The following is a 4,454-nucleotide window of genomic DNA, read 5'->3' as shown; positions in this document are numbered from 1 at the left end:
GCCGGGAAGGCCGCCGCCGGCGGCCGGCGCCTCCCCTCCGGGCCCGGCGGAGGCCGGCCCGGCCGGGACCGGGCCGGGGTCGGCGCGCCCGGTGAGAATCTCCTGGTGGAGCCGGAAGAGGGCCGGGCCGGGGTCCAGGCCCAGCTCCTCCACGAAGGTCTCCCGGACCCTCCGGTAGGCGGCCAGCGCCTCGACGCGCCGTCCGCACCGGTAGAGCGCGGTCATCAGCTGGGCCACGAAGCGTTCCCGCAGCGGGTACTCGTCGACCAGGGCGGAGAGTTCGCCGACGAGTTCCCGGTGCAGGCCGAGCCGCAGCTCGGCCTCGATGCAGTCCTCCACCGCCTCGGTGCGGCGCTCGGCGACGCGTATCCGGTGCGCGCGCACCGCCCGGCTGTCGATGCCGGTGAGCAGCTCCCCCCGCCACAGGGCCAGGGCCTCGCGGAAGGCGGTGCGCGCGGCCTGCGGCCGGCCGGCGGCCAGTGCCTCACGGCCCTGGCCGAGCAGCCGCTCGAAGACCTTCAGGTCGAGTTCCTCCGGGGCGAGTTCCAGGGCGTAGCCGACACCGCGGGTGCGGATGCGCTCGCCGAGGCCGGTGTGGGACAGACCGCGCCGCAGTGCGGAGACGCAGGTCTGCACCTGGGCGCGGGCGGTGGCGGGCGGGGCGCTGCCCCACAGTTCGTCCACCAGGCTGTCCAGCGGCACGACCCGGTTGGCGTTGAGGAGCAGGACGGCGAGCAGCACCTGCTGGCGGCGCGCAGTGATCATCAGATGGTCGCGGCCCTGGACGTGCAGCAGGCCGAGGATCCGGAACCGTGGTCCCGCGAGGCCGCCTCCGCCGGACCGGTACCGACCGGCCGCGGCCCCCCGGTGTCCGTCGTCCGTCCGTTCACGTGTCCGTTCGAGAGTGTGCATGGGTGTCCCCCTCGGGGTGCCGGCCGTGCGGCCGGCCGGTCCGGTGTGGTCCGGCGGTGGTTGTCACCTGTCAGGTGCGGTGGTGCGCGTGCCGTGGTGCGGTACCGCGGTGCGGTCCCGGCGGCCTCGGCGGTCCCCGCGGTGCGGCGTGGTCAGACCAGCACTTCGGCGGGGGCCGGGTGGCCGAGGAACGCGGTGGGGCTGGCGGTCAGTCCGTAGGCCCCGGCCTGGAAGACGGCGATCAGGTCCCCGGGCTCCGCGCGGGGCAGCACCACCCGGTCGCCGAGCAGGTCCAGCGGGGTGCACAGGCAGCCGACCACGCTGACCGTCTCCGGGGCTCCGCCGCCGGCCCGCGCGGCCACCGCGATCGGGTAGTTGCGCCGGATGGCCTGGCCGAAGTTGCCGGAGGCGGCAAGCTGGTGGTGCAGACCGCCGTCCACCACCAGGAAGGTGGTGCCGCGGGACTGCTTGCGGTCCACCACCCGGGTCAGGTAGACGCCGGCCTCGCCCACCAGGTAGCGGCCCAGCTCGATCACCACCCGGGCCTGCGGCAGCCGGGGCCGCAGCCGCTCGTGCAGCAGCACGGCCAGCCGGTCGCCCACCGCGGCCAGGTCCAGCGGGGTGTCCCGGGGCGCGTAGGGGATGCCGAAGCCGCCGCCGAGATTGACGCACCGCACCGGGGCCGGGGCCTTCTCGGCCAGATCCAGCACCAGTTCCACGGTCCGGCGCTGGGCCTCGCGCAGGTGCTCGGCCGAGAGGTTCTGCGAGCCGGCGAAGACATGGAAGCCCTGGAACTCGGCACCGGAGGCGGCGATCGCGTCCAGCACCGCGGGGGCCTGCTCGGCGTCCACGCCGAACTGCTGGGGGCCGCCGCTCAGCCGCATGCCCGAACCCCGCACCGCGAAGTCCGGGTTGACGCGCAGCGCCACCCGGGCCGGGATGCCGAGCCGGTCGGAGACCCGGCCCAGCCGGGCCAGCTCGCCCGCCGACTCCAGCTCCACGGTGACCCCGGCGGCCACCGCCCGGCCCAGCTCCTCGGTGGTCTTGCCCGGCCCGGCGAAGCTGATCCGGTGCGCGGGCATGGTGGTGTCGAGCACCTTGGCCAGCTCGCCGCCGGAGGCGATGTCGAAGCCGTCCACCAGCCCGCTCATGTGGTGCAGCAGCGCGACCATGGGGTTGGCCTTCACGGCGTAGCTGAGCTGGATGCCGTCGGGCAGCGCGGCCCGTACCTCGGCCACCCGGCCGGTGATCAGCGCGCGGTCGTAGGCGAAGAACGGCGTGGAGCCCACCCGGGCCGCCAGCCGGTCCGCCGGAATTCCGCCGACGCACAGCACTCCACCGGCCCGCCGGAACAATTCCGGCCCGCCGGGCCTGCTTTCCGGCAGCTCTTCCGGTATTGCCGCGGACGCCGCCGTGGACACGGTCTCGGACATCGCACCCCTTGTTGTCCATGCCGGATTGCTCCGGGCCTGATTGTTCCAAGCCGCCTGTTCCGGTAAACAAGGCGGTGGGTCACCACGCTGGTATCGGAACTGTGCCCCCGCGGCGATGGGACCGGCATGGGTAGGGTGCCCCCATATTCTCCGCGGGCCCGGGGCCGAACCCGGGCGGCACCCCCNGGGGCCGAACCCGGGCGGCACCCCCACCCGGCGGGCCGCGCCAGGGCCGCAGCGGCCCTGGGGCGGCATCCGGCAGCCCTCAGCGGGGACGGAAAAAGCACAGGTGGAAGGGGATTCCGGGGGTCTGCCGCCGGATTCCGCGCACGGCCGGCCGCCGCCCCGCCCGCCGGGTGCGGCAGCGCGGGCCGGGAGCCGCTGGCAGCTTTCTGCCGAGGTTTTGCTGCCACCGCTATTCGTCCGGAAGCGCCTTGACGCTCCGCTCGCCGGAGCCGCAGGATCGGTCATCGTCAGCCGTCCGCGGCGGTACCGCAGACCACGCCGCCACGGCGATCACCACACCTTTACGGCATGATCACGACGGCCGAGCCGTAGCGATCAGCACACAGCGGTCCGTTTTCCGTTTCCCTTCCGCGCGGAGACTCCTCTCCGCCCGGCCCGATATCCGAAATGCGCTGCAACGGCGGGGTGAATACATGTTTTCCACGGGTGCGGAATGCGCTGCCGGTGAGCCCGAGCCGGTGGCCGTCGTCGGCATGGCGTGCCGGCTTCCCGGGGCGGACGGCCCGGACGCCTTCTGGAGGCTGCTGCGCCAGGGGGCGGACGCGGTCACCGACGCGCCCGCGGACCGCTGGCCGGACCTTCCTCCCGGCGCCGCCCGGCGGCGGGGCGGCTTCCTCTCCCAGGTGGACCGCTTCGACGCCGCCTTCTTCGGCATCTCGCCGCACGAGGCCGCCGCCATGGACCCGCAGCAGCGGCTTGCCCTGGAACTGGCCTGGGAGGCCCTGGAACACGCCCGGATCGCGCCCACCGCGCTGCGCGGGGCGGCGGCGGGCGTGTTCGTCGGCGCCATCGGCGGCGACTACGCCCACCTGCCCGGGCCGCCCGGCCCGCACACCTTCACCGGCACCCAGCGCAGCCTGATCGCCAACCGCGTCTCCTACCTGCTGGAGCTGACCGGGCCGAGCATGACCGTGGACACCGGGCAGTCCTCCTCCCTGGTGGCGGTGCACCAGGCCGCGGAGGCGGTGCGCCGGGGCGAGCTGCCGCTGGCGCTGGCCGGCGGCGTCAACCTCAACCTGCTGGGCGCGGCGAGCGAGGTGATCGGGGCGTTCGGCGCGCTCTCCCCGGACGGCCGCTGCCACACCTTCGACAGCCGCGCCAACGGCTACGTGCGCGGCGAGGGCGGCGCGCTGCTGGTGCTCAAGCCGCTGTCCGCCGCGCTGGCCGACGGCGACGCCGTGCACAGCGTGCTGCTGGGCGGCGCGGTCAACAACGACGGCGGCGGCGCGGGACTCACCGTCCCGCACCGCCGGGCGCAGGAGGAGGTCATCCGGCTGGCCTGCCGCCGCGCCGGCGTCTCCCCGGCCGAGGTGCAGTACGTGGAGCTGCACGGCACCGGCACCCGGGTCGGCGACCCGGTGGAGGCGGCGGCACTGGGCGCGGCGCTCGGCCGCCCCCGGCCGGGCGCCCGGCGTCCGCTGCTGGTGGGCTCGGTGAAGACCAACATCGGCCATCTGGAGGGCGCCGCCGGTGTGGCGGGCCTGCTCAAGGCCGTGCTGAGCATCCGTCACCGCACCCTGCCGCCCAGCCTGCACTTCGTCTCCCCCGGCCCGGACATCCCGCTGGCGGAGCTGAACCTGGAGGTGGTGACCGCCGCCCGGGAGTGGCCGGAGCCGGACGCCCGGCTGGTCGCGGGGGTCAGCTCGTTCGGCGTGGGCGGCACCAACTGCCATCTAGTCCTGGCCGAACCGCCCCGGGCCGCGGGGACGTCCGGGCCCGCCGGGACGTCCGGCCGGGCCGGGGCCGGGACGGGCGAGGAGGCACCCGCGGACGTCCCGCTGGTGCTGTCCGCCCGCTCCGCGCCCGCGCTGCGCGCCCAGGCCGCCGCCCTGGCCCGGCACCTGGCGGACCGGCCGCAGGACC

At 75.5% G+C, this 4,454-nt stretch carries 3 protein-coding genes; 1 reads left to right on the top strand and 2 read right to left on the bottom strand.

Annotated elements, in window-relative coordinates:
- The coding region (locus tag GQS09_RS27105; protein WP_165990171.1) for an AfsR/SARP family transcriptional regulator at positions 1 to 765 on the bottom strand (765 nt) is incomplete at its 3' end.
- 299 nt (positions 766 to 1,064) lie between these two features.
- On the bottom strand, positions 1,065 to 2,345 hold the full coding sequence (locus GQS09_RS27100; protein ID WP_165990170.1) for a pyridoxal-dependent decarboxylase, exosortase A system-associated: 1,281 nt from the start codon (positions 2,343 to 2,345) through the stop codon (positions 1,065 to 1,067).
- Between the two features lie 659 nt (positions 2,346 to 3,004).
- Between GQS09_RS27100 and GQS09_RS27095 the strand changes: the two genes are divergently transcribed.
- Positions 3,005 to 4,454, top strand: a 1,450-nt coding sequence (locus GQS09_RS27095; RefSeq protein WP_165990169.1) for a polyketide synthase, incomplete at its 3' end; no start/stop codon positions are given.

It is taken from the genome of Streptomyces sp. YIM 98790 (assembly GCF_011421595.1).
In the GTDB taxonomy this organism is placed as follows: domain Bacteria; phylum Actinomycetota; class Actinomycetes; order Streptomycetales; family Streptomycetaceae; genus Streptomyces.
This window is presented reverse-complemented; position numbering and strand designations above follow the sequence as displayed.

Excerpts from the sequence above, each read along its gene's own strand:
- GQS09_RS27100 (WP_165990170.1), bottom strand. The coding sequence starts at position 2,345 with ATGTCCGAGACCGTGTCCACGGCGGCGTCCGCGGCAATACCGGAAGAG.